This window comes from Rahnella inusitata, assembly GCF_018288855.1.
In the GTDB taxonomy this organism is placed as follows: domain Bacteria; phylum Pseudomonadota; class Gammaproteobacteria; order Enterobacterales; family Enterobacteriaceae; genus Rahnella; species Rahnella inusitata.
The window spans coordinates 2,372,297-2,393,766 of record NZ_CP065024.1 but is presented as its reverse complement, the minus strand read 5'-3'; the positions used below and the strand labels follow the sequence as shown (position 1 = coordinate 2,393,766).

The following is a 21,470-nucleotide window of genomic DNA, read 5'->3' as shown; positions in this document are numbered from 1 at the left end:
TTATCGGGCCATTAACTTTGCCTTGCGCGACAAATAATGGCTCACCTAGAAAATAGGCCTGCCTGTATGGAGGTTTGAAAAATATCACGCTTCAACGATTGCGCACTTGGGAGTCTGTTTTGTTACGAGACAACATGAACACCACCATCCAACAGCTAAATAGGGATCTTGTATGAGTTCCGCAATAGCCGGCGCAGAAAACCCTCGAAGCGGTTTTACTGCGTTGCTTAATCGCCTGCGCGCCAACCCAAAAATTCCTATCGCCATTGCTGCTGCCGCTGCCATGGCTGTTATTGTTGTTATGACACTGTGGGCCAAGCAACCGACGTATAAGGTGCTGTTCAGTAACCTCAACGATAAAGATGGTGGCGCAGTCGTCACACAGCTCACGCAGATGAACATCCCCTATCAGTTTTCTGATAACGGCGGCGCGGTTCTGATCCCTGCGGACAAAGTGTATGAAACGCGTCTCAAACTGGCTGCGGCCGGTTTGCCGAAGGGCGGCGCCGTCGGTTTTGAACTGATGGATCAGGAGAAGTTTGGTATCAGTCAGTTCAGTGAGCAGATTAACTATCAGCGCGCACTGGAAGGTGAACTCTCCCGCACCATCGAAACGCTCGGCCCGGTCTCCAGCGCCCGCGTTCACTTAGCCATTCCGAAACCTTCTTTATTTGTCCGCGAGCAGAAAAACCCTTCAGCTTCCGTCACCCTGAATTTGCAACCGGGCCGCGCCCTGGATGATGGCCAGATCAACGCCATCGTTTATATGGTGTCGAGCAGCGTCTCCGGTCTGCCGCCTGCCAGCGTCACAGTGGTCGATCAAAGCGGTCATCTGCTGACCCAGTCTGACAGCAACGGGCGTGATCTGAATGCTTCGCAGCTGAAATATGCCAACGAAGTGGAAGGCCGCCTGCAACGTCGCATCGAAGCGATTCTGCAACCTGTGGTCGGTAACGGTAACGTTCACGCGCAAATCACCGCGCAGATTGATTACGCCACCCGCGAACAGACCGATGAAAATTACCAGCCGAACGGCGCTGCGGATAAAGCAGCAGTACGTTCCCGCCAGCTCAGCACCAGCGATCAGATTGGTGGTTCAGCAGTCGGCGGCGTTCCGGGAGCCCTGAGCAACCAGCCAGCCCCGGCCGCCACCGCGCCAGTGACGACGCCTGCACCCGCCAATACGGCGAACGGTGCGCAGAATCAGGCAGCCAATGGTCAGAACGCGGCCCAAAACAGCACGGCGAACCGTTCAACGGTGCCGTCGAACAGCCGTCGTGATGAAACCACAAACTACGAAGTCGATCGCACCATCACTCACACCCAGCATAGCGCCGGTGCGGTACAGCGCCTGTCTGCGGCGGTAGTCGTCAACTATCAGACCGGTGCAGATGGCAAATCTAAGCCGCTGACCGACGAGCAGTTGAAGAAGATTGACGATCTGGTGCGCGAAGCGATGGGTTTCTCCACCGAACGCGGCGATACGCTGAACGTGGTAAATACGCCGTTCAATGAAGCGAGCGACGACTCTGCTGAATTGCCGTTCTGGAAACAACAGGCGTTCTTCGATCAGCTGATCGACGCAGGCCGCTGGTTACTGGTGCTGATTGTTGCCTGGCTGCTGTGGCGCAAAATGGTTCGTCCGATGCTGCGCAAACAGCAGGCCGAGAAAGACGCCGTTGCCGCTGCTGTTCTGGCCGCGTCCCAGCCTCAACCTGAAGGCAGCAAACCGGTGAAACTCAGCAACGACGAGCTGGAGAAACGCAAGCGTTCACAGCAGCGCGTCAGCGTCGAAGTGCAAACTCAACGCGTTCAGGAGCTGGCCGATAAAGATCCTCGTATCGTCGCCCTGGTTATCCGCCAATGGATGAGTACCGAACAACCATGACTATGACCGGAACTGAAAAAAGCGCCATTTTGATGATAACGCTGGGCGAAGACCGCGCGGTAGAGGTGTTCAAGCATCTCTCCCCGCGCGAAGTTCAGCAAATCAGTGGCGCGATGGCGAACATCCATCAGATCTCCAATAAGCAGCTGGCCGAAGTCCTGAATGAGTTCGAGGACGAATCCGAGCAGTACGCCGCGCTGAGCGTCAACACCAGTGAATACCTGCGTGCGGTACTGACCAAGGCGCTGGGCGAAGAACGTGCGTCCAGCCTGTTGGAAGATATTCTGGAATCCCGCGAAACCACCAGCGGCATGGAAACGCTCAACTTTATGGAGCCGGTGATTGCGGCAGATCTGATCCGCGACGAGCATCCGCAGATCATCGCCACCATCCTTGTGCACCTCAAACGCGGTCAGGCAGCCGATATTCTCGCGCTGTTCGACGAACGTCTGCGCAACGACGTCATGTTGCGTATCGCTACCTTCGGCGGTGTCCAGCCAGCGGCGCTGGCAGAGCTGACGGAAGTGCTCAACAACCTGCTCGACGGCCAGAACCTCAAGCGGGCGAAGATGGGCGGTGTTCGTACGGCGGCGGAAATCATCAACCTGATGAAAACCCAGCAGGAAGAAGCGGTTATCGAAGCAGTACGTGGTTACGACGGCGAACTGGCCCAGAAAATTATCGACGAGATGTTCCTGTTCGAAAACCTGGTGGACGTGGACGATCGCAGTATCCAGCGCCTGTTGCAGGAAATCGAAGGCGAATCGTTACTGGTCGCACTGAAAGGTGCCGAACAACCACTTCGCGAGAAATTCCTGCGCAACATGTCGCAGCGTGCGGCCGATATCCTGCGCGACGATCTGGCCAACCGCGGCCCGATGCGTATGTCTCTGGTCGAGAACGAACAGAAAGCGATCCTGCAAACGGTTCGCCGTCTGGCAGAGTCTGGCGAAATGATGGTTGGCGGCGGCGAGGACTCCTATGTCTGATAATCCAGCTCCGGAGAAGAAAACCGCTGAAGAGCGCCAGACAGAACGTCTTAACGCCCTGCCGTGGCAACCGTGGCGGCCAGGCGATCTGGCGATGCCTTCCTTTACCTCGCCCCTCGAACCTCTGTTCCAGGAAGGTGAGGAAGAGCAGGACGACGGCCAGCCGAAAGTGCAGGTCGACCAGAATGAACTGCAAAACTTGCAACGCCGCGCTGAACAACAAGGGTTCCAGCAGGGTCTGGAAGCCGGTCAAAAACAGGGCTACGCCGCAGGTTTTCAGTCTGGTCAGGAAGCCGGGCAGCAGCAGGCTTTACTGGAAGGCCAGCAACAGCAGGCCGTGCTCACTGAACACTGGCAGGTGTTGGTGGCCGATTTCCAGCAAACGCTGGATGCGCTCGATAGCGTTATCGCCTCACGCCTGATGCAAATGGCGTTGACGGCGGCCAAACAGATTTTGGGTCAGGCACCGATTTGTGACGGTTCCGCCCTGCTCAACCAGATCCAACAGCTCATTCAGCAGGAGCCGATGTTTAAAGGCAAACCGCAACTGCGCGTCAATCCGGCTGATTTTGAGCGTGTTGAAACGCAAATGGGTGCGAGCCTGAGCATGCACGGCTGGCGTTTGCTGGCCGATAACCAAATCCACAGCGGCGGCTGTAAAGTCAGTGCGGAAGACGGCGATATGGATGCGTCCATCGCCACGCGCTGGCATGAACTGTGCCGTCTCGCGGCACCGGGAGATCTCTGATGACCGCCCGCCTGAGCCGCCTGCTGAAAACACTCGACGATGCCGAAAAGCGCATGGGCCGTACGCCCTCGGTGCGCCGCTATGGCCGACTGACCCGCGCCACGGGGCTCATCCTCGAAGCTACCGGTTTGCAGATGCCGCTCGGCGCGACCTGTCTGATCGAACGTCATGACGGCCCGACCGTGCAGGAAGTGGAAAGCGAAGTGGTTGGCTTCAACGGCCAGAGCCTGTTCCTCATGCCGCTTGAAGAAGTCGAAGGTATTTTGCCGGGTGCTCGCGTGTATGCGCGGATCTCGCCCGATGGCCACACCGCGGGCAAACAACTTCCGCTCGGCCCGCAATTGCTGGGCCGCGTGCTCGATGGCAGTGCCAAACCGCTTGACGGTCTGCCGCCGCCGGATACCGGTTATCGCGCTGCGCTGATCACCCCGCCGTTTAACCCGCTGCAACGAACGCCTATCACCGATGTGCTGGACGTTGGCGTGCGCGCCATTAACTCCCTGCTCACCGTCGGTCGCGGCCAGCGTATGGGGCTGTTCGCCGGTTCCGGCGTCGGTAAATCCGTTCTGCTCGGCATGATGGCGCGCTATACCAAGGCCGATGTGATCGTGGTCGGGCTTATCGGTGAGCGTGGCCGTGAAGTAAAAGATTTTATCGAGAACATTTTAGGTGACGAAGGCCGCGCACGTTCGGTGGTTATCGCCGCACCGGCGGATGTTTCGCCCCTGTTACGCTTGCAGGGTGCCGCCTACGCCACCCGTATCGCCGAAGATTTTCGCGATCGCGGTCAGCATGTTCTGCTGATCATGGATTCCCTGACCCGTTACGCCATGGCCCAGCGTGAAATCGCCCTCGCCATTGGTGAACCTCCGGCGACCAAAGGCTATCCGCCTTCCGTCTTCGCCAAACTGCCTGCGCTGGTCGAACGCGCGGGGAACGGCATCAGCGGCGGCGGTTCTATCACTGCATTTTATACCGTGCTGACCGAGGGTGATGATCAGCAGGATCCGATTGCCGACTCCGCCCGCGCCATTCTCGATGGTCACGTGGTGTTGTCACGCCGTCTGGCGGAATCCGGCCACTATCCGGCCATTGATATTGAAGCGTCGATCAGCCGTGCAATGACGTCTCTGATTGACGATGCACAGTACGCCCGCGTGCGTAATTTCAAACAACTGTTGTCCAGCTACCAGCGTAACCGTGATTTGGTCAGCGTCGGGGCGTACGCGGCAGGCAGCGATCCGATGCTCGATCGCGCCATCCGGTTGTACCCGCAGATGGAGAACTTTCTCCAGCAGGACATCATGGAACGCAGTACCTATGAAGACGCCTGTCTGGAACTGAACATGTTGTTCCCAGGCTAAATTTTTAACCGATAAAGGTAAATCAGATGGAAAACTCATCACCATTGATCACCCTTTGTTCTCTGGCGCAAAAAGCGCTGGATCAGGCGACCAATCATTTAGGGCAAATCAGGCAGTCGCATACTCAGGCTGAAGAGCAGCTCACCATGCTGCTCAACTATCAGCGCGAGTATCGCGACAAACTCAATAACACCATGACCGGCGGGATTGCGGCGAATACCTGGCAAAACTACCAGCAGTTTATCGGCACGCTGGAAGTCGCCATTGATCAGCACCGCAGACAGTTGCAGCAGTGGGACCAGCGGCTGAATGCGGCGGTAAACCAGTGGCAGGATAAGCAACAGCGGCTGAACGCCTATCAGACCCTGCAAACCCGGGCCAGTGAACAGCAGCGTTCGCATGAGAACAAAATGGATCAAAAGCAGAACGATGAATTTGCCCAACGCAGCGCTTACAGGAAAAAAATGCTATGAATCTGAATATATTGCCTGCGGCCGTTACCACGGCAAAAACCACCGTCTCTGCTGCGTCCGGCAGTGCGGCCTCCTCTTCTGCCACGGCCTCTGATGGCACCTCCGCCGGGGGTACCTCCACGACGGGTGTGACGACAGATTTTGCCACTCAGTTGCAGGCGCAGCTCGGCGAAAAGCTCGACCCTAAACTTGCCAGCCAGCTCTCGCAGCTCGGCCAGAAGATCAGCGCTAAAGGCCAGACGGTGGATAAAACCACGCTCACTCAGGCGGTGACCACCGGTGAAGAAGATGGCAGCCTGACCCTTGATGACAGTGATCTGAGCAAAATGATTGCGGCGATCCAGCTGTTGCCTAACGGCAGCCTGAAAGGCACGGATCCCTCGTCGGTGAAAACCGCTGCGCTGACGGATAAAGATAAAGACAGCAAAGCAGATGACACGACCAACCTGCCAGTGCAGGCGCTTTTCGCCCAGCTGGCGGCGCAACAGCAACCGGCTCAGCAGGTGCAGACCGCGACCGCAGCGCTCACGCAAACGGCAACGTCCGGTGACGCCACGGATGCCGATAAAAAGAGCGCGTTGCTCGCCGGGCTGACCTCCGCATCGTCCTTACTGACCGATGACGGCAAAACAGCCGTGACTGACAGCGCCGCAGCGACCCCTGCTGCGACGCATACTGCCAGCAAGAGCTCTTCCGCGGCGACCCCGGATTTCAGCAGCGCGCTGGCCTCCATGACCGCCGCGACCGGTAATGCAGCGCTAACGCCGCAAACCGAAAGTCGCACAACCGATGGCATCCAAAATCTGGTGAATAACGCCGCCGTGGCCGTCTCTTCGGCGCCGGTGTCCACCACGCCGACCACCACCAGCGTGGTCAACAGCCCGAGCACGCCATTGCTTAACGCCCAGCTGGGCACACCAGAATGGCAGCAGCAGCTCGGTCAGCAAGTGATGATGTTCAATCGTCAGGGGTTACAGAGCGCCGAACTGCGTCTGCATCCACAGGATCTGGGCTCCATTCAGGTCAGCATGAAGATCGAAAACAATCAGGCGCAGCTGCACTTTGTTTCCGGCCACAGCGCAGTGCGTTCTGCCATTGAAGCCGCGATGCCGGATCTGAAAACGGCGCTGGCGGATAACGGCATCAGCCTCGGCCAGAGCAGCGTCGGCAGCGACAGCTCGCAATGGCAACAGGCGCAGCAGCAAAATTCACAATCCGGTTCTCAGCAGGGGAACGCCTCCAGCTGGGCGGCCTTTAATGCGGGCGGTGTGAACTCAGCGGCGGACGCTTTACCGGTTCCAGCCTCCCTCGCGCAACGTATCAGCGGTAACAACAGCGTCGATATCTTTGCGTAATTGTTCGCAAAATTGTTTCAGGTAATTACTGACGGTCAGTGTTCACTTAATTCAAACGGCAGAGCTGACCTTATTTTTCCCGCCTATTCTGACTATTGAACAACAGGATAAGCGGGATAATCATTCTCAGAATTGACTCAGCAGGTTGAGCCTTCCTCAGCTGACCTGCTCATACTTACAGGAAATCGCCTCATCCATGTCTGACTCTGCTCTCTCGGCCTCGCGCAAAAAAAAGCGACCGCTTTTGATGATTCTGCTTTTACTGGTGGCCATTGGTGCTTGTGGTGCGGCGGGTTACGCCTGGTGGATGTTGCACAAACAGCAGTCGGCTCCGGGTTCACAGACTGCCGAAGTGAAGAAAAACGAACCGCCAGTACCGCCTATTTTCCTGGCACTGGATACCTTCACCGTCAACCTGCAAACGCCGGATAACGATCCTGACCGTGTGCTTTACATCGGCCTGACCCTGCGTCTGCCGGATGAAAAGAACCGCGCGGTTCTTAATGAGTACCTGCCCGAAGTGCGCAGCCGCTTGCTGTTGCTACTTTCTCGTCAGAAAACGTCGGATTTAGTCAGTGAAACCGGCAAGCAACAACTGGTGCAGGAAATCAAACAAGTTCTGGACGTGCCCCTGGTCAAAGGTCAGCCCCCACAGGTGATCAACGACGTGCTTTTCACTGCTTTCATACTGCGATAATCAAATTATGGGCGACAGCATTCTTTCACAGGCCGAGATCGACGCACTGCTCAACGGTGACAGCGGCGACAGCGCGCCTGAAACCACCAACGCCAAAAATCAGGCGGCCGATGACGGCGTAAAACCTTTTGACCCGACGACGCAACGCCGTGTTGTGCGTGAACGTCTGCAGGCGCTGGAAATTATTAACGAGCGTTTTGCCCGTCATTTCCGTATGGGGTTATTTAACCTGTTGCGCCGCAGCCCGGACATCACCGTCGGGCCGATCAAAATTCAGCCTTATCACGATTTTGCCCGCAACCTGCCGGTGCCGACCAACCTCAACCTGATCCACCTTAAGCCTCTGCGCGGCACGGCATTGTTTGTGTTCGCGCCAAGCCTGGTGTTTATCGCGGTGGATAACCTGTTCGGCGGCGATGGTCGTTTTCCGACCAAGGTGGAAGGGCGTGAATTCACCCACACCGAGCAGCGCGTGATTAAACGCATGCTGACGCTGGCGCTTGACGCCTATGAAGATGCCTGGAGCGGCGTCTACAAACTGAGCGTCGAATACGTGCGTGCAGAATTACAGATCAAATTCACCAACATCACCTCTTCCCCGAACGATATCGTGATCACGACGCCGTTCCATGTGGAAATCGGTGCCCTGAGCGGTGATTTCAACATCTGTATTCCGTTTAGCATGATCGAACCAATTCGTGAGTTGCTGACCAATCCACCGGTTGAAAACTCCCGTCATGAAGAAAGCCAGTGGCGCGAAAATCTGGTCACGCAGGTTCAGCAATCCGAGCTGGAACTGGTGGCGAATTTCGTCGAAATCCCGCTGCGTTTGTCCCAGATCCTGAAACTGCAACCGGGCGATGTGCTGCCGATTGAAAAACCGGATCGCCTGATCGCCCACGTCGACGGCGTGCCGGTGCTGACCAGCAAATACGGCACCTTAAACGAACAATACGCTCTGCGCGTTGAACATTTGATCAACCCAATTTTAAATTCTCTAGATGAGGAACAGCCCCATGAGTGACACCAATAAACCGTCTGACGCGGGATCGGAAAACGTTGACGATTTATGGGCTGATGCGTTTAACGAACAACAATCTGCGGGCAGCGCCAAAGCGTCAACCGAGGGTGTTTTCGCCGCGCTGGGCGCCCAGGAAGGAGCCGGTGGTTTGCAGGATATCGACATGATCCTCGACATTCCGGTGAAACTGACCGTGGAATTAGGCCGCACCAAGATGACCATCAAAGAGTTGCTGCGTCTGTCGCAGGGTTCCGTGGTCTCCCTTGACGGCCTGGCCGGTGAGCCGCTGGATATTTTGATCAACGGTTACCTGATTGCTCAGGGTGAAGTCGTGGTCGTGGCCGATAAATACGGCGTGCGCATCACCGATATCATCACGCCGTCAGAACGTATGCGTCGTCTGAGCCGCTGATGAACCAGAACGCCGCGACGGATTCTCCGTACATTTCCGGCCCGGCAAACCATGCCACAACGCAGGCCTCAGCGCCGGTGGTTCCCGCCAGTTCCGTGCTGACTCAGGTCAGTTCGGTGCTCGGCGGCATTCTGCTGCTGATCCTGTTTATCGGTTGGGTGGCTAAACGCACCGGTCTGGCACCACAGGCAAAAAATAACAAGCTGCTGAAAATCACGTCCAGCTGTCAGGTCGGGCGCAGTGAAAAAGTGGTGATTGTGGAAGTGGACAATACCTGGCTGGTTCTGGGTGTGACCGCCCACAGCATCACGCCGCTGCACACTCTGAGCGCGCCGCCGGTGGACACCCCTGCGGTGAGTGCCGCAGAACTGCCCGCGGATTTTCGTCAGCTGATGCAAAAAATGTTAAAACGTCCGGGAAAGCAGGCATGACCTTTTTGAAATCCCCCTTGATCACCCGCCTGTGTCTGCCGCTGTTATTATTCATCAGCCCGTCAGCCTTCGCGCAATTACCGGGCATCATCAGCCAGCAAATGGCCAACGGCGCACAGAACTGGTCTTTGCCGATTCAGACGCTGGTGTTCATCACTACGCTGACGCTGCTCCCTGCGATGCTGCTGATGTGTACCAGCTTTACCCGCATTATTATTGTTCTGGGTTTGCTGCGAAATGCGCTGGGTACGCCGTCCGCACCGCCAAATCAGGTGCTGCTCGGCCTGGGACTGTTTCTGACCTTCTTCGTCATGGCGCCGGTCTTCGACAAAATCTATACCGACGCCTATCAGCCGTTTACCGAAAACAAAATCAGCATGCAGGATGCGATGGACAAAGGTGCTCAGCCGCTGCGTGAATTCATGCTGCGCCAGACCCGTGAAACCGATCTCGCACTCTACGCCCGTCTCGCCAACCTGCCGCCGCTGGCCGGTCCCGAAGCGGTGCCGATGCGGATCCTGTTACCCGCTTACGTCACCAGCGAACTGAAAACGGCTTTCCAGATCGGCTTCACCGTATTTATCCCGTTCATGATTATCGATTTGGTGGTCGCCAGCGTCCTGATGGCGCTGGGGATGATGATGGTGCCACCCGCGACCATCTCACTGCCCTTCAAACTGATGTTATTCGTGCTGGTTGATGGCTGGCAGCTGCTGCTCGGATCGCTGGCGCAGAGCTTCTACAGTTAGCGGCGCCTCTTCGGATGAGAGCTATTTTGCGCCTCCCCCTGCGAAGGGGGAAGTTGGGAGGGGGTATCGCAGGCGGCATCTGAGTTGCCTTTAATACCCCACCCCAACCCTCCCCTTCGCAGGGGAGGGAGCTGAACAACGTCTTTTATGAGATAAAAGAAATGACTCCTGAATCAGTTATGGCGATAGGCAATGAAGCGATGAAAGTCGCGCTGGCTGTCGCTGCCCCGCTGCTGCTGGCGGCGCTGGTGACCGGTCTTATCGTCAGCCTGCTGCAGGCTGCGACGCAAATCAACGAACAAACCCTCTCCTTCATCCCGAAGATTCTGGCGGTGGTTGCCACTATCGTTATCGCCGGTCCGTGGATGCTCAACCTGCTGCTTGATTATATGCGCACGCTGTTTTCCAGCCTGCCCTACATCATCGGTTAACGCATGGTTTCCTTCGACAGCACCCAGTTAGCCGGTTGGCTGAGTATGTATTTCTGGCCAATGCTGCGCATTCTGGCGCTGATCAGTACTGCGCCTATCACCAGTGAAAAGCAGGTGCCCAAAAAGGTGAAAATTGGTCTCGCAGCGATGATCACCTTTCTGATTGCACCCGCACTGCCGGTGGTCGATACACCGATTTTCTCCACACCCGCGCTGTGGCTGACCATGCAACAAATTATGATAGGCACTGCGCTCGGCCTGACCATGCAGCTGGCGTTCGCCGCAATCCGCATGGCCGGTGAAATCATGGGGCTGCAAATGGGTATTTCCTTTGCGACCTTTTACGACCCCAGCAACCGCCTGAACTCACCGCTGCTGGCCCAGTTTCTCAATCTGCTGGCAGTGCTGCTGTTTTTGAGTTTCAACGGCCATCTGTGGCTGATTTCTCTGCTTGCCGACAGTTTCCATACCCTGCCGATTAACCCGAATCCGATGAATGCAGAAGGTTTTATGGCGGTCGCCCAGGCGGGCAGCATCGTGTTCAGCGGCGGCCTGATGCTGGCGCTGCCGATTGTCACCCTGCTGCTGACGCTGAACATGGCGCTCGGCATCCTCAACCGCGTCGCGCCGCAGCTTTCTGTTTTCGTGATAGGCTTCCCGCTGACGCTCAGTATCGGCATTCTCTCCATCGGTATGATGATGCCCCTGCTCGCCCCTTTCAGCGAACATCTGTTCAGCGAAGTCTTCGATAAACTGGTACTGGTGATGAATCAGTTGGCGACCGGGCGTTAATAATCCTCAGGCTAACGTCTTAAATAAAACACGACGTGCTGACTATTATTACTTTTGGCCTTCAATTAGAAATTACTTACAGTTTGGTCATGCTTATTCATTCACGTAGCTTACGGGAATAATAAGAAAAGGGGGTCTGGTACGGTTATTTATCGGCTGACTCGCGAATGAGTAATGCCATTACTTCATAATGTGCGGTATGCGGAAACATGTCGAACAACTGAACGCGTTCGATGCGGTAATCCGGCAGCAAGGCCAGATCGGCTGCCATAGTTTTCGCATTGCAGCTGGAATAGAGTACCGTCGCAGGCGCCATCTGGCTCAGGTAATCGCACAGCGTTTTTCCAATGCCGCGACGTGGCGGATTAACCAGGACCAGGTCCGGCACTTCTCCTTTGCCGGTGGCAAAACCGGTGGAGTCCAGCGCCTGAAATTCAACGTTTCGCAGCCCCAGCCGCGCGGCGGATTCTTTTGCACACGAGATGGCTTCGGCACTGATTTCGATCCCGGTCAGCGTCATGTCGGGTGTCGCGCAGTGCAGACCAAAACCACCGACGCCGCAGAACAGATCCCACATACTGCCGATGTTACCGCACTCACGCACCCAATCGCGCGCCGTGGCGTACAGTTTTTCCGCCACCTGCGCATTGGTCTGGAAGAAGCTTTGCGGGCGAATAAACAGCGGCACATGGTTGAATTCCTCTTCCAGACGCTGAACGTCAGTCAAAGGAATTTCCGTATCCCCTTCGAGGATCGCCATATGCACCGGCTGAAGATTGGCGGAAATAACCTTCAACTGCGGCAGCTGCTGTTGCAGCCACGGCAACGCCGCGCGCAGTTGGGTCAGTTTGGTCTCTGAACGCAGGACAAACCGCAGCATCATGCCGCCGTCCTTCTGGCTTTCGGTCAGCAACAGGAATTTCAATTCGCCGCGTTTACGCGCGACGTTATAGGGCGTCAGACCTGCGCGGGCGATAAAGGTTTTGAGTACGGCAAAGACCGCCGGAAAGCTGGCCGGATACAGCGGGCAATCGCACAAATCCACCGGCGTGCCGTCGCGATGTAACATGCCGAGCAGCGGACGCTCCACGCTGCCACTGACCACCATTTTGGCTTTATTGCGAAATTCGCGCTCTTCGCCTGTTACCGGTTCGCACCACTCCCCTACCGGCATTCCGCTCAGCAAATCGTGCAGGTCTTGCTGTTTATCGGCCAGCTGGCGGGAGTAAGGTTTGTCGAGCCACTGGCAGGAGCGACAGGTTCCGGCGGTGTAGAGAGCGCAATGCATGAAAAGGTTCCGGTGTTCAAAGCAGGAAAAAACTGGCGCGCAGTGTACCACCACGCGGCAGGAAAGGCTCATCAGCAGTACAGGCTATTTATAGCGCGCAAAGAACCGCTGACTGCTGGCGGGCACAAACAACAACAGCAGCACCAGAATATCGGGGATTTTTTGCATCAGCAGCGCATACAGGAATTCGCCCTGTGTTTCGACGTTAAAGCGAAAGATGCGCGGTCCGAACCAGTCGAATGACGCGAGCAGCATGTAGCTGACAACAATCGCCTGACAGCCGATGAACGCCCAGCGTCCCCAGCGGCGCGCGCGCATCATCGCGTATGCCGCCCGGCATTCCACCAGAATGATCAGCATACTGGCGAGCATGATGATGCAGTTCAGCCAGGATTCAGCGCTGACCTCGATAAAACTCATCAGGCCGGAAAAACCCATTGCATCAAACAGTAAGATGAATTCCAGCAGGCGCGTCGCCACAATCGCCGACGCGCCAATCATTACAGGAACGGGGATAAATGCTAATTTCATACTTCCTTGTTATCTCCTTGTTCCTGGTTTTAATGTTAAGTCAATGAGGACACTATCCTCGCGCAGCGCGTTGTATCTCTTTAATCCGTTGTTTCTCAGCCCGTGACATAAACCACCACGCAATCATGCCGATAATGCCCACCACCAGCAGGATCAGCGTCGCCAGTGCGTTGATTTCCGGATTGACGCCCATGCGCACACTGGCAAAGACCAGCATCGGCAAGGTGGTCGCACCCGGTCCGGCGACGAAGCTGGCGATCACCAGATCGTCAAGCGACAGCGTAAACGCCAGCAGCCAGCCGGAAATCAGAGCAGGCAGAATCATCGGCAGCGTGATGATGAAGAACACCTTCAGCGGCGCTGCCCCTAAATCCATCGCCGCCTCTTCGATAGAGCGATCCAGCTCGCGTAACCGCGCCGACACCACCACGGCGACGTAGGCGCTACAAAACGTCACGTGCGCCAGCCAGATGGTAAACATGCCACGCTCCGCAGGCCAGCCAAAGGCGTGCCCCATCGCCACAAACAGCAGTAACAGCGCCAGCCCGGTAATGACATCAGGCATGACCAGCGGCGCGGTGAGCATAAAAGCAAACCCGGTCGAGCCGCGAAAACGTCTGAAACGCACCATCACGACAGCGGCCAGCGTGCCGACAATCACCGCCATTGTCGCCGCGGCGGTGGCAATCGTCAGGCTCATGCCGACCGCGCTTATCATCGCGGAATCATGGAAAAGCTGAGTATACCAGCGGGTAGACCAGCCCGCCCAGACCGTAACGAGCTTGGAGCTGTTGAACGAGTAAATAACCAGCATCAGCATCGGCGCATACAAAAACGTAAAGCCGATGATCAGAATAAGAATTCGCCACGGCGAACGGACAACCGGTAACTTATTCATTCTTTATCTCCCAGCTCTTTGTTTTGGTATTTGTGGAACCACAGAATTGGCATGATGAGCAGCAACAGCATGATCACCGCCACCGCAGAGGCCACCGGCCAGTCGCGGTTATTGAAGAATTCCTGCCACAAAATACGCCCAATCATAATGCTGTCCGGTCCGCCCAGCAGTTCCGGGATCACGTATTCCCCCACCGCCGGAATAAACACCAGCATAGAACCGGCGATAATTCCGCCTTTGGTCAGCGGCATAATCACCTTGAAGAAGGTTTTCAGTGGCCGCGCACCGAGATCCAGCGACGCCTCTACCAGCGAGTAATCCATGCGGGTCAGCGCGGTGTAAATCGGCAGCACCATAAACGGCAGATACGAATACACAATGCCAATATAGACCGCCAGATTGGTATGCAGGATAACCAGCGGCTGATCGATAACGTGCAGCCACAGCAGTACGTTGTTAAGCACGCCGTTGTCTTTCAGAATGCCCATCCACGCATAGACGCGGATCAAAAACGACGTCCACGACGGCAGAATCACCAGCAACAACAAAATATTCCGCGTCGACACTTTACTGTGCGCCACCGCCCACGCCAGCGGATAACCGATTACCAGACACAGCGCCGTTGAGACAGCCGCCACCTGAATCGATTGCAGATAGGCTTCGATGTACAGCGGATCGTCGGTCAGTGAGATGTAATTGCCGATGTTCAGTGCGATATCCAGCATGCCGTCTGAGAAAGTGACCAGATCGGTATACGGCGGAATGGCGCGCGCCATCTCCGCAAAACTGATTTTGAAAACAATCAGGAACGGCAGTAAAAACAGCAGCAGGAACCACACCAGCGGCAGCAGGATAACCAGCTTGCGGCCATGACGTTGTTGCAGACGGCCAATGAAAACTTTGAATCCACCCGGAGGTTTACTGACCGGTTGTTCAGAAATGACAGACATATTCAGCGCCCCTTAAACAGTCAGCACGACGCAGCTGTCGGCTTCCCAGCACAGGCGCACTTCGTCGCCCCAGGTTGGCATGCCTTTGCGGAAACGATGGCCGTTTTGCAGCTGTGCTGTGATCATCTGACCGCTGTGCAATCTGACGTGATAGATAGACAGGTCGCCCAGATACGCGATGTTCACCACTTCACCGACCGCAAAGTTGCTGCCGTCTTCCGGCACGTCTTCGCACAGCATGATTTTTTCCGGGCGCAGCGCCACAAATACCGGTACGCCGTCCACCACTGACGCGTCGGCATCGACTTTCAGCGGATGGATTAAGCCCGGCGAGGTCAGGATCAGCGCATCGTCCAGACGTTCTTTCAAAACGCCTTCGAATATGTTCACTGAGCCGATAAACTCTGCGCTGAAGCGGCTGGTCGGATGCTCATAAATTTCTTCCGGTTCGCCAATTTGCACGAACTTACCGCGGTTCATGATGGCGATACGCCCCGCCATGGTCATGGCTTCTTCCTGATCGTGCGTCACCATCACGCAGGTCGCGCCAACGCGCTCAAGAATATCCACCACTTCCAGCTGCATCCGGTCGCGCAGTTTTTTATCCAGCGCCCCCATAGGTTCATCAAGCAGCAATAATTTCGGACGTTTCGCCAGGCTACGGGCCAACGCCACGCGCTGACGCTGACCGCCGGAGAGCTGATGTGGCTTACGTTTAGCGAATTCCTGCATGTGCACCAGCGTCAGCATTTCCGCCACGCGACTTTTGATTTCCGCTGAGGGTAATTTGTCCTGCTTGAGCCCGAACGCAATGTTCTGTTCCACCGTCATGTGCGGGAACAGCGCGTAGGACTGGAACATCATGTTGATTGGTCGCTGATACGGCGGTACCTGCGAGAGATCAACGCCATCAAGGACAATCTGCCCTTGCGTCGGCTGCTCGAAACCTGCCAGCATGCGCAGCAGCGTCGATTTACCACAGCCGGACGCGCCGAGCAGTGCGAAAATCTCGCCTTTATAGATGGTCAGGCTGACGTCATCCACGGCGGCCTGGCCGTCAAAAGACTTGGTTAAATTACGGATCTCCAGCAAAGGCGTGAAACCTTTCTGGGACTTAGGCTGCGGGCGGGGAATAGCGTCGTTCACTCAGAGAAATCTCCGGTATCAAAATAAAGCAGGTTCAAATAAGCATAACAGTCAGGGGGAAAAGTGCCTGATCCGTATGCCCAAACGTCATCCCGGACAAAACGTCAGCGGCCCCGCCGTGATTCTGCGGAGCCGCTGAAAAGTCTTCCTGACCTTTTTTAAACGGTACTATTTACCTGTCTTAACTTTGGTCCATGATCTTGTGATGACACGGTCAATCTTCGGATCCTGAACTTTCAGGCTGAACAGTTTGGCCTGCACATCCGCTGGCGGATAAATGCCCGGATTGTTACGCACCTCTTCATTGACCAGTGGCGTAGCGGCTTTGTTGCCGCTGGCGTAGTAAACGGTGTTACTGACCTGCGCGATGACTTTCGGCTCCATCAGGTAGTTGAGGAACTGATAGGCTTCGTCGAGGTTTTTGGCATCTTTCGGGATAGCAAACACGTCGAAGAACGCCAGCGCGCCTTCTTTCGGAATGCTGTAAGCCACGTTCACGCCGTTTTTCGCTTCTTTCGCGCGGTTAGACGCCTGCATGACATCCCCAGCCCAGCCGATCGCCACACAAATATCGCCGTTCGCCAGGTCATTAATGTACTGGGAAGAGTGGAAATAACGGATGTTCGGACGCAGTTTCAGCAACAGATCGTTCGCCGCCCCGGTGTAATCAGAGGCTTTGGTGCTGTTCGGATCAAGATGAAGATAGTTGAGTACGGTCGCGTAGATTTCTGCCGGTGCGTCTAAGAACGACACGCCGCAGCTTTTCAGCTTCTCTAAGTTTTCAGGCTTGAGAACCAGATCCCAGCTATCGACCGGCGCATCTTTACCGAGCACCGCTTTCACTTTATCGACGTTATAGCCGATACCGGTGGTCGCCCACAGATAAGGAATGGCGTATTTGTTGCCCGGATCGTGTTGCGCGACCATTTTCAGCAGGTCGGGATCGAGGTTTTTGTAGTTAGGCAGTTTGCTTTTATCCAGCGGCTGGAACACACCCGCCGAGAGCTGGCGCTCAAGGAAACTGGCCGAGGGCACCACGAGATCAAAGCCAGTGCTGCCGGCCATGAGTTTGCCTTCCAGCACTTCGTTGGAATCAAACACGTCGTAAACCACTTTGATGCCGGTTTCCTTCTGGAAATCAGGCACGGTGTTTGGCGCGATATAATCGGACCAGTTATAGATATGCAGCGTTTTCTCTTCCGCAGACGCTGTGACGGACGCGGCCATAACCAGACCGGCGACAACACCCGATAACCACTTTTTACGCAGGGTGAACATCCGTTACTACCTCCAAGACAGGGGAATATATCAATGAATTTGTATCACTGGGATGGATACAAAACCCTTCACTACCAGGCCAACCGAATCCTATAAAATATGCATAGGCATTCAATGTTGACGAATACGCTGCCTGCGAATTAACCGTTTGGTTTTACGACGTAATCACGCGTGATGCAGAGTCAGAAGCATAGCGTCTGCAACCCCCGTGTACCAGCCTCCTGAGACAAAACCGGCGTTTATCGATTATTTATGCAAATTTGCTGTAGTCCGTCTGGCATTTTTGCCATTAACAAAGTGAAATATAGTGCAACATTGGGTAAACGGCAGCATAACTTATCGTGAAAGCGAATAAAGGCAGCGGAGCCGTGGTTGATACGGCTCGCAGGGAAGGATCTTCAGAGGAGAGAGAAAAGAGTAAAACGAATCAGTGAAGAAAAGGCAGATTGACCGATGCCGCAGGTGCGCCGTCTTCTTCGTCATCACCGATAAACAGCAAGTCATTAGCATGGGCTTCGAGAATGATCATCGACATCTGTTCTTCTGCCTGTTGCAGGAAGAAAGAGAATTGCTCATGCGTAACGCCCACCGCGATGGTCAGCGACTGGCAAACAATCAGCTTCGGCAGATTGTCATCCTGAATATCGACGAAGGCTTTAATGGTCAGGGAGCTGGCATTGATCGAGCTTAAATCGGCTACCAGCGGGATAAGCGCCGTCGGTTTCACTTCGGCCAGCGCCGAGAATAAAATCACGTTGTCCACAATGTCGAGCTTGGCATCAAAAATGCCATCGAAATTCTGCATATGCGGCAGATGGAGAGCCTGACAGGAATCACACTCGAAAAAAGAAATGCCCAGCTGATCAAGCCAGCGCCGTAGCAGCGCCAAATCAGGGACGATGAGCGAATCCATAGAATGCCTCACGAGTTCAACAACGAAAATAACCCCTACTCGCTACGCACACGGCGTTACGAAGGGGCGATAGCTTACGGAATTATACCGGCCAGCGCTACGATCAATACCGGGTTCGTCAACATTAGGCCGATCAATTGAGATTTAGCCGCCGGATTTTAAGCGAAAACCCGGTTTCGCACGTTGCTCGATGTAGTCGATCATCATCCCGGCGATGTCCAGCCCGGTGGTGGTTTCGATGCCTTCCAGCCCCGGCGAGGCGTTGACCTCCATCACCAGTGGCCCGCGATGCGCCCGCAGAATATCCACCCCGGCAATGTCCAGCCCGAGCGTCTGCGCGGCTTTGACGGCAATCTCTTTTTCCTGCGGCGTGATGTTTACCTTCGCCGCCGTTCCGCCGCGATGAAGATTGGAACGGAAGTCCCCCGGTTTAGCCTGCCGCTCGATCGCCGCGACCACGCGTTTGCCAATCACCAGACAGCGGATGTCCCGCCCCTGAGCCTCGCGGATATATTCCTGCACCAGAATGTGCGCATTCAGCCCGCGAAACGCATCAATTACGCTTTCCGCCGCCTGACGGGTTTCCGCCAGCACCACGCCAATGCCCTGCGTGCCTTCCACAAGTTTCACCACCAGCGGTGCGCCACCGACCAGCGCAATGAGATCTGACGTATCGTCGGGCGCATTGGCAAATCCGGTGATCGGTAAATCAATCCCCTCCCGCGCCAGAATCTGCATCGAGCGTAATTTGTCGCGCGCACGGGTGATCGCCACTGATTCGTTGAGCGGAAAGCTGCCCAGCATTTCAAACTGACGCAGCACAGCGGTGCCGTAAAAGGTGATAGCCGACCCGATGCGCGGGATCACCGCATGATAAATATCCAGCTGACGCCCGCGATAATGCACGCTCGGCGCGGCCGGATTGATGTTCATATAGCATGACAACGGATCGATAATGTCGATCTCATGCCCCCGGCTCTGTGCCGCTTCCTTCAGGCGCTTGCACGAATACAAAGACCCGTCACGGGAAAGAATTGCAATCTTCATCCGACACTCCGTCGCCGATTAGCGCGTTACCCAGCCTTGTTTATGCAATGCGTCCAGCATAAACGGACGCTGTTCCTTTTTAAGCGTACGAACGATCAAATCACTCCAGGTATCGCGACGGGCGTTGCTGTCGCGCTGAAGATAATATTCGCTCAGTTCTTCGTCATACTGCGCCAGCACGGCTTTATCCACCGGCTGATAACTGTTTTCATGCACCAGTAAAGACTGCGGCATGCGTGGCTTCACCTGATGATCCTGCGCAGGCGTGCCGATGCAGAAACCAAACAGCGGCATGACAAATTTTGGCAATTTCAGCAGCGCCACAACGTCTTCGACCTGGTTGCGGATCCCGCCGATAAATACGCCGCCGAGCCCCAGAGATTCCGCCGCTGTCATGGCGTTCTGCGCCATCAGTGCAGTATCAACGCAGCCCAGCAACAGTTGTTCTGCAAGACCTAGTTCCGCTTCAGGATTAATCTGCTGATTACGGTTGAAATCGGCGCAGAAAACCCAAAATTCAGCGGCGCTGGCCACGTATTTTTGACCGCCGGTGTAGCCGACCAGTTTTTCGCGCAGTGCAGGACTGGTGATGCGGATAATTGAAGAGCATTGCAAAAAGCTGGACGTCGATGCGCCCTGAGCGGCGGCAATAATCGCCTCGCGCTGTTCGTCAGACACAGGCTTATCGGTAAAAGCACGAATGGAGCGGTGTGAACGCAGGAGATCGATAGTCGGTGTCATGAAGAGTCCTTGGACTAAAAGTGTAAACATCAGCGCTCAATGATTGATGCACTGAGCACAGTTTGCAAGGTTTCGGGATCTAAATGCTGTAACAATGTGCAGTCCCTAAAAATACCTGCAGGTTCATTTGGATAGGTCAAAGGTATCGGACTGACAGGTAATTCCTGCTTTTTTTTATGGTTTGCAACAGGCATAGTAGCGACATCAAAAAGGTGATGCAGTTAACAAAACGAATCATTTCCTTTTCATTCATTTTTTAAAACAAACAAAGGAGTCTCCATGTTTGCAGTAATTTTCGGGCGCCCTGGCTGTCCTTATTGTGTACGTGCAAAAGAGTTGGCTGAAAAACTGACTGAAGAACGTGATGATTTCAACTTCCGCTACATCGACATCCATGCAGAAGGCATCACCAAAGCCGACCTGGAAAAAACTGTCGGTAAACCGGTTGAAACGGTTCCACAAATTTTCCTCGATCAGCAACACATTGGCGGCTTCACTGATTTCGAAGCTTACGCGAAAGAACATCTGGCACTGTTCAGCAACTAATTGTTCTGCAATTAATCGTTCTGTAACGCTTGTCAGTCACTGAGCCGGTAATTCACTGGTTTAGTCAAAAAAAAGAAGATACACACAGCAAAAAGGCGCTCACTGAGCGCCTTTTCTTTTAGCGAGAATCCAGTATTTATCTCGGTTGCCTGAACTGCTGGTACACCGTAATCAGCAGCTGGACCAGCATCGCGCCGAGCACACACCAGAATATCGCGCTGGTGGCGTAGGCGATTTCCTGCACCAGCGGACGTAAGCGAGGGAAAAACACCCAGCGAAGTAAAAAGCAAACGGGTATCGACGTCAGCCCGCCGATAAAAGAAGAAAATATCGGCGACTCCCTGGCAATCAGTGCCGTCACAATGCCGGGCAACAGGAAGAGCAGCAGACCGTATTCAGGTCCGGGCGCGGTGGTTCTGACAACGATCCAACTATTTTTTAATGAAATAAAAATCACGATAAAAAATATACAGCAAAGTACAGGGGCTCTGACCGTGCGCCAAAGTGCCATTTTACTTCCTCCCTAAAGTTGGCGAGTTTTCACAGGCTGTGTTCAATGCCTCTGATGCGTTCTGTTACCTGAATGAGCCTTCTGACTCCTTTCCCTGACGTGCCACGCAATCCCGCGTAACACAAATTAAGTGTTTACATCATTTTATCCGGGCTTTTCTCTGGCTGTAGAGACGTTCTGTGACTAAAATGACGCCCGAAACCTGCTTTTCCCCGTCGTCTGCACTGCGCAACCACGGTAAGAACGGGTTAGGATTTTTCTCTTTCTGAAT

24 protein-coding genes are annotated in these 21,470 nt (G+C 55.0%); 14 read left to right on the top strand and 10 right to left on the bottom strand.

The features are described from left to right. The first annotated feature begins 172 nt into the window (after positions 1-172). The 13 genes from fliF (at position 173) to fliR (ending at position 11,350) form a co-directional block, all read left to right on the top strand. Positions 173-1,888 (top strand): flagellar basal-body MS-ring/collar protein FliF, encoded by a 1,716-nt coding sequence (gene fliF, locus I2123_RS11270; RefSeq protein ID WP_213050452.1) that lies wholly within the window; start codon positions 173-175, stop codon positions 1,886-1,888. Continuing rightward, a complete protein-coding gene (gene fliG, locus I2123_RS11265; RefSeq protein ID WP_112168093.1) occupies positions 1,885-2,877 on the top strand; it encodes a flagellar motor switch protein FliG in 993 nt (330 codons plus the stop codon). The genes fliF and fliG overlap by 4 nt, the downstream gene beginning before the upstream one ends. Continuing rightward, complete coding sequence (gene fliH, locus I2123_RS11260) at positions 2,870-3,625, top strand: flagellar assembly protein FliH (RefSeq protein WP_112168094.1); 756 nt, start codon at positions 2,870-2,872, stop codon at positions 3,623-3,625. Before fliG ends, fliH begins: the two co-directional genes overlap by 8 nt. Beyond that, positions 3,625-4,989 (top strand): flagellar protein export ATPase FliI, encoded by a 1,365-nt coding sequence (gene fliI / locus I2123_RS11255; RefSeq protein ID WP_112168095.1) that lies wholly within the window; start codon positions 3,625-3,627, stop codon positions 4,987-4,989. The genes fliH and fliI overlap by 1 nt, the downstream gene beginning before the upstream one ends. A gap of 26 nt (positions 4,990-5,015) precedes the next feature. Then, positions 5,016-5,462 (top strand): flagellar export protein FliJ, encoded by a 447-nt coding sequence (gene fliJ, locus I2123_RS11250; protein WP_112168096.1) that lies wholly within the window; start codon positions 5,016-5,018, stop codon positions 5,460-5,462. Next, entirely contained in the window at positions 5,459-6,817 is a 1,359-nt protein-coding gene (locus I2123_RS11245) for a flagellar hook-length control protein FliK (RefSeq protein WP_213050451.1), read from the top strand. Before fliJ ends, I2123_RS11245 begins: the two co-directional genes overlap by 4 nt. A gap of 196 nt (positions 6,818-7,013) precedes the next feature. Beyond that, positions 7,014-7,514, top strand: a complete 501-nt coding sequence (gene fliL / locus I2123_RS11240; protein WP_112168098.1) for a flagellar basal body-associated protein FliL — start codon at positions 7,014-7,016, stop codon at positions 7,512-7,514. A 7-nt stretch (positions 7,515-7,521) separates the two neighbouring features. After that, positions 7,522-8,538 (top strand): flagellar motor switch protein FliM, encoded by a 1,017-nt coding sequence (gene fliM, locus I2123_RS11235; RefSeq protein WP_112168099.1) that lies wholly within the window; start codon positions 7,522-7,524, stop codon positions 8,536-8,538. After that, positions 8,531-8,947, top strand: a complete 417-nt coding sequence (gene fliN / locus I2123_RS11230; RefSeq protein WP_112168100.1) for a flagellar motor switch protein FliN — start codon at positions 8,531-8,533, stop codon at positions 8,945-8,947. Before fliM ends, fliN begins: the two co-directional genes overlap by 8 nt. Further along, complete coding sequence (gene fliO, locus I2123_RS11225; RefSeq protein ID WP_112168101.1) at positions 8,947-9,378, top strand: flagellar biosynthetic protein FliO; 432 nt, start codon at positions 8,947-8,949, stop codon at positions 9,376-9,378. Before fliN ends, fliO begins: the two co-directional genes overlap by 1 nt. Further along, positions 9,375-10,127, top strand: coding sequence for a flagellar type III secretion system pore protein FliP (gene fliP / locus I2123_RS11220; protein WP_112168102.1), 753 nt, complete (start codon positions 9,375-9,377; stop codon positions 10,125-10,127). The genes fliO and fliP overlap by 4 nt, the downstream gene beginning before the upstream one ends. 161 nt (positions 10,128-10,288) lie before the next feature. Beyond that, the gene (gene fliQ, locus I2123_RS11215) at positions 10,289-10,558 is read left to right on the top strand and encodes a flagellar biosynthesis protein FliQ (protein ID WP_056769862.1); all 270 of its coding nucleotides are present in this window, start codon (positions 10,289-10,291) and stop codon (positions 10,556-10,558) included. Between the two features lie 3 nt (positions 10,559-10,561). Continuing rightward, positions 10,562-11,350, top strand: coding sequence for a flagellar biosynthetic protein FliR (fliR, locus tag I2123_RS11210; RefSeq protein WP_213050450.1), 789 nt, complete (start codon positions 10,562-10,564; stop codon positions 11,348-11,350). Positions 11,351-11,495: 145 nt separating this feature from the next. Here the strand turns inward: fliR and rlmC are convergent, their stop codons facing one another. From rlmC to nfsA, 9 genes are all read right to left on the bottom strand, one after another. After that, positions 11,496-12,638 (bottom strand): 23S rRNA (uracil(747)-C(5))-methyltransferase RlmC, encoded by a 1,143-nt coding sequence (rlmC, locus tag I2123_RS11205; RefSeq protein WP_213050449.1) that lies wholly within the window; start codon positions 12,636-12,638, stop codon positions 11,496-11,498. 84 nt (positions 12,639-12,722) lie between these two features. Continuing rightward, on the bottom strand, positions 12,723-13,169 hold the full coding sequence (locus I2123_RS11200; RefSeq protein WP_112168105.1) for a YbjO family protein: 447 nt from the start codon (positions 13,167-13,169) through the stop codon (positions 12,723-12,725). A 52-nt stretch (positions 13,170-13,221) separates the two neighbouring features. Further along, entirely contained in the window at positions 13,222-14,067 is an 846-nt protein-coding gene (potI, locus tag I2123_RS11195) for a putrescine ABC transporter permease PotI (RefSeq protein ID WP_112168106.1), read from the bottom strand. Then, positions 14,064-15,017 carry a putrescine ABC transporter permease PotH gene (gene potH / locus I2123_RS11190; protein WP_213050448.1) on the bottom strand — a complete coding sequence of 318 codons (954 nt, stop codon included), beginning with the start codon at positions 15,015-15,017 and terminating at the stop codon, positions 14,064-14,066. The genes potI and potH overlap by 4 nt, the downstream gene beginning before the upstream one ends. A 12-nt stretch (positions 15,018-15,029) precedes the next feature. Then, entirely contained in the window at positions 15,030-16,163 is a 1,134-nt protein-coding gene (potG, locus tag I2123_RS11185; protein WP_112168108.1) for a putrescine ABC transporter ATP-binding subunit PotG, read from the bottom strand. Positions 16,164-16,331: 168 nt separating this feature from the next. Then, positions 16,332-17,441 (bottom strand): spermidine/putrescine ABC transporter substrate-binding protein PotF, encoded by a 1,110-nt coding sequence (potF, locus tag I2123_RS11180; RefSeq protein ID WP_112168109.1) that lies wholly within the window; start codon positions 17,439-17,441, stop codon positions 16,332-16,334. Positions 17,442-17,868: 427 nt separating this feature from the next. Next, on the bottom strand, positions 17,869-18,354 hold the full coding sequence (locus I2123_RS11175; protein WP_112168110.1) for a YbjN domain-containing protein: 486 nt from the start codon (positions 18,352-18,354) through the stop codon (positions 17,869-17,871). A 144-nt stretch (positions 18,355-18,498) separates the two neighbouring features. After that, entirely contained in the window at positions 18,499-19,401 is a 903-nt protein-coding gene (rimK, locus tag I2123_RS11170; RefSeq protein ID WP_213050447.1) for a 30S ribosomal protein S6--L-glutamate ligase, read from the bottom strand. 18 nt (positions 19,402-19,419) lie between these two features. Beyond that, positions 19,420-20,142: an oxygen-insensitive NADPH nitroreductase gene (gene nfsA / locus I2123_RS11165; protein WP_213050446.1), complete on the bottom strand. Its 723-nt coding sequence runs from the start codon at positions 20,140-20,142 to the stop codon at positions 19,420-19,422. Between the two features lie 279 nt (positions 20,143-20,421). Here nfsA and I2123_RS11160 point away from each other — a divergent pair, with 279 nt between their 5' ends. Beyond that, positions 20,422-20,688, top strand: a complete 267-nt coding sequence (locus tag I2123_RS11160; RefSeq protein ID WP_056769821.1) for a GrxA family glutaredoxin — start codon at positions 20,422-20,424, stop codon at positions 20,686-20,688. A 136-nt stretch (positions 20,689-20,824) separates the two neighbouring features. Here the strand turns inward: I2123_RS11160 and ybjM are convergent, their stop codons facing one another. Continuing rightward, positions 20,825-21,199, bottom strand: coding sequence for an inner membrane protein YbjM (gene ybjM / locus I2123_RS11155; protein WP_112168113.1), 375 nt, complete (start codon positions 21,197-21,199; stop codon positions 20,825-20,827). Positions 21,200-21,470 lie beyond the last annotated feature (271 nt).

Excerpts from the sequence above, each read along its gene's own strand:
- fliF (WP_213050452.1), top strand. The coding sequence starts at position 173 with ATGAGTTCCGCAATAGCCGGCGCAGAAAACCCTCGAAGCGGTTTTACT.
- fliG (WP_112168093.1), top strand. The coding sequence starts at position 1,885 with ATGACTATGACCGGAACTGAAAAAAGCGCCATTTTGATGATAACGCTG.
- fliH (WP_112168094.1), top strand. The coding sequence starts at position 2,870 with ATGTCTGATAATCCAGCTCCGGAGAAGAAAACCGCTGAAGAGCGCCAG.
- fliI (WP_112168095.1), top strand. The coding sequence starts at position 3,625 with ATGACCGCCCGCCTGAGCCGCCTGCTGAAAACACTCGACGATGCCGAA.
- fliJ (WP_112168096.1), top strand. The coding sequence starts at position 5,016 with ATGGAAAACTCATCACCATTGATCACCCTTTGTTCTCTGGCGCAAAAA.
- I2123_RS11245 (WP_213050451.1), top strand. The coding sequence starts at position 5,459 with ATGAATCTGAATATATTGCCTGCGGCCGTTACCACGGCAAAAACCACC.
- fliL (WP_112168098.1), top strand. The coding sequence starts at position 7,014 with ATGTCTGACTCTGCTCTCTCGGCCTCGCGCAAAAAAAAGCGACCGCTT.
- fliM (WP_112168099.1), top strand. The coding sequence starts at position 7,522 with ATGGGCGACAGCATTCTTTCACAGGCCGAGATCGACGCACTGCTCAAC.
- fliN (WP_112168100.1), top strand. The coding sequence starts at position 8,531 with ATGAGTGACACCAATAAACCGTCTGACGCGGGATCGGAAAACGTTGAC.
- fliO (WP_112168101.1), top strand. The coding sequence starts at position 8,947 with ATGAACCAGAACGCCGCGACGGATTCTCCGTACATTTCCGGCCCGGCA.
- fliP (WP_112168102.1), top strand. The coding sequence starts at position 9,375 with ATGACCTTTTTGAAATCCCCCTTGATCACCCGCCTGTGTCTGCCGCTG.
- fliQ (WP_056769862.1), top strand. The coding sequence starts at position 10,289 with ATGACTCCTGAATCAGTTATGGCGATAGGCAATGAAGCGATGAAAGTC.
- fliR (WP_213050450.1), top strand. The coding sequence starts at position 10,562 with ATGGTTTCCTTCGACAGCACCCAGTTAGCCGGTTGGCTGAGTATGTAT.
- rlmC (WP_213050449.1), bottom strand. The coding sequence starts at position 12,638 with ATGCATTGCGCTCTCTACACCGCCGGAACCTGTCGCTCCTGCCAGTGG.
- I2123_RS11200 (WP_112168105.1), bottom strand. The coding sequence starts at position 13,169 with ATGAAATTAGCATTTATCCCCGTTCCTGTAATGATTGGCGCGTCGGCG.
- potI (WP_112168106.1), bottom strand. The coding sequence starts at position 14,067 with ATGAATAAGTTACCGGTTGTCCGTTCGCCGTGGCGAATTCTTATTCTG.
- potH (WP_213050448.1), bottom strand. The coding sequence starts at position 15,017 with ATGTCTGTCATTTCTGAACAACCGGTCAGTAAACCTCCGGGTGGATTC.
- potF (WP_112168109.1), bottom strand. The coding sequence starts at position 17,441 with ATGTTCACCCTGCGTAAAAAGTGGTTATCGGGTGTTGTCGCCGGTCTG.
- I2123_RS11175 (WP_112168110.1), bottom strand. The coding sequence starts at position 18,354 with ATGGATTCGCTCATCGTCCCTGATTTGGCGCTGCTACGGCGCTGGCTT.
- rimK (WP_213050447.1), bottom strand. The coding sequence starts at position 19,401 with ATGAAGATTGCAATTCTTTCCCGTGACGGGTCTTTGTATTCGTGCAAG.
- nfsA (WP_213050446.1), bottom strand. The coding sequence starts at position 20,142 with ATGACACCGACTATCGATCTCCTGCGTTCACACCGCTCCATTCGTGCT.
- I2123_RS11160 (WP_056769821.1), top strand. The coding sequence starts at position 20,422 with ATGTTTGCAGTAATTTTCGGGCGCCCTGGCTGTCCTTATTGTGTACGT.
- ybjM (WP_112168113.1), bottom strand. The coding sequence starts at position 21,199 with ATGGCACTTTGGCGCACGGTCAGAGCCCCTGTACTTTGCTGTATATTT.